Consider the following 1600-nt stretch of genomic DNA (forward strand, 5'->3'; position numbering starts at 1 on the left):
CACGGCGGCCGGCGTCGAACGCGCACCGCTGGAACTGACCGCGCCGGTGCTGCGGATCTCACCGCACGTCGACACCACCGAGGCGGACTTGGCGACGTTCGCCCAGGATTTGGTGGCCGTGACCGCAGCGTGCTGAACCGTTGCAGACCCAGCACCGTTTCCCTGGTTAAGGGTCCGTGAGTTAAGGGTCCGTGATGTGGGTATGGACGGAAACGCCGCCCGTAAACGGGGGGATACGACGGCTGGACGGGTGCAACTATGACCAGATCGAAAACGATGACCAGATCGAAAACGATGACCACATCGACCACGGAGCATGCTCGCGCTACCAAAGGCCGGCTGGGCCTGGCCGAGATCCTGGTGCTGCTGGCCGGCGGGGGGCAGCCGCCGATCAAGATCACCGCTTACGACGGCAGCAGCGTCGGTCCCGATGACGCCCCGCTGGGCGTGGATCTGCTCAATCCGCGCGCCACCACCTACCTGGCCACCTCGCTGGGACAACTGGGGATCGCCCGGTCCTACATCGCGGGTGACCTGGAACTGCGCGGCGTGCACCCGGGAAATCCTTACGAGGTCCTCAACGCGCTGGCGGATCTGGAGTTCCGGCAGCCCTCACCGCAGGCGCTGCTGAACATCATCCGGTCGATCGGCTTTCGGCACTTCAAGCCGATCGCGCCGCCGCCGGAGGAAGCGCCGGCCAAGTGGCGCCGTACCGCGGCGGGACTGCGGCACTCCAAGGCCCGTGACGCCGACGCCATCCACCACCACTACGACGTGTCCAACACCTTCTACGAGTGGGTGCTGGGCCCGTCGATGACCTACACCTGCGCGATCTACCCGAACGCCGACGCCACACTGGAGGAAGCCCAGGAGAACAAGTACCGGCTGATCTTCGACAAGCTGCGGTTGCAACCCGGCGACCGGCTGCTCGACGTCGGCTGCGGCTGGGGTGGGATGGTGCGCTACGCGGCCCGTCGCGGGGTGCGCGCAATCGGCGCCACATTGTCGGCCGAGCAGGTTGACTGGGCGCAGCGGGCGATCGCCGACGAGGGGCTCTGCGACCTGGCCGAAGTCCGGCACTGCGACTACCGCGACGTGCCCGACACCGGGTTCGACGCGGTCTCCTCGATCGGGCTCACCGAGCACATCGGGGTGAAGAACTACCCGTCCTACTTCGGCTTCCTCAAGTCGAAACTGCGCACCGGTGGCCTGCTGCTCAACCACTGCATCACCTTGCCGGACAACTCGACGTTCAAGGGTGACGCGTTCACCGACCGGTATGTCTTTCCCGACGGGGAGATCACCGGCGCGGGGCGAGTGATCACCGAGATCCAGCAGGCCGGTTTCGAGGTGGTGCACGAGGAGGACTTCCGGCATCACTACGCCAAAACGTTGCGCGGCTGGAGCCAGAACCTGGTCGACCACTGGGACGAGGCGGTCGCCGAGGTCGGCTTGGGCCGCGCCAAGGTGTGGGGCCTGTACATGGCGGCGTCGGTGCTGGGCTTCGAGCGCAACCTGTTTCAGCTGCACCACGTGTTGGCCACCAAGGTCGGTGAGCGAGGCGAGGACGGGGGCTTGCCGCTGCGGCCCTGGTGGCAGC

1 protein-coding gene and 1 pseudogene are annotated in these 1600 nt (G+C 66.7%); both read left to right on the top strand.

The window, feature by feature from the left end; all coding sequences use genetic code 11:
* A pseudogene (locus DQP56_RS24165) lies at positions 1 to 136 on the top strand (ergothioneine biosynthesis PLP-dependent enzyme EgtE); the annotation flags it as partial.
* A gap of 158 nt (positions 137 to 294) precedes the next feature.
* Positions 295 to 1600: class I SAM-dependent methyltransferase (locus tag DQP56_RS24170; protein WP_112689600.1), on the top strand; the 1306-nt coding region annotated here is incomplete at its 3' end.

It is taken from the genome of Mycolicibacter senuensis (genome assembly GCF_003284925.1).
Taxonomy (GTDB): Bacteria; Actinomycetota; Actinomycetes; order Mycobacteriales; family Mycobacteriaceae; genus Mycobacterium; species Mycobacterium algericum_A.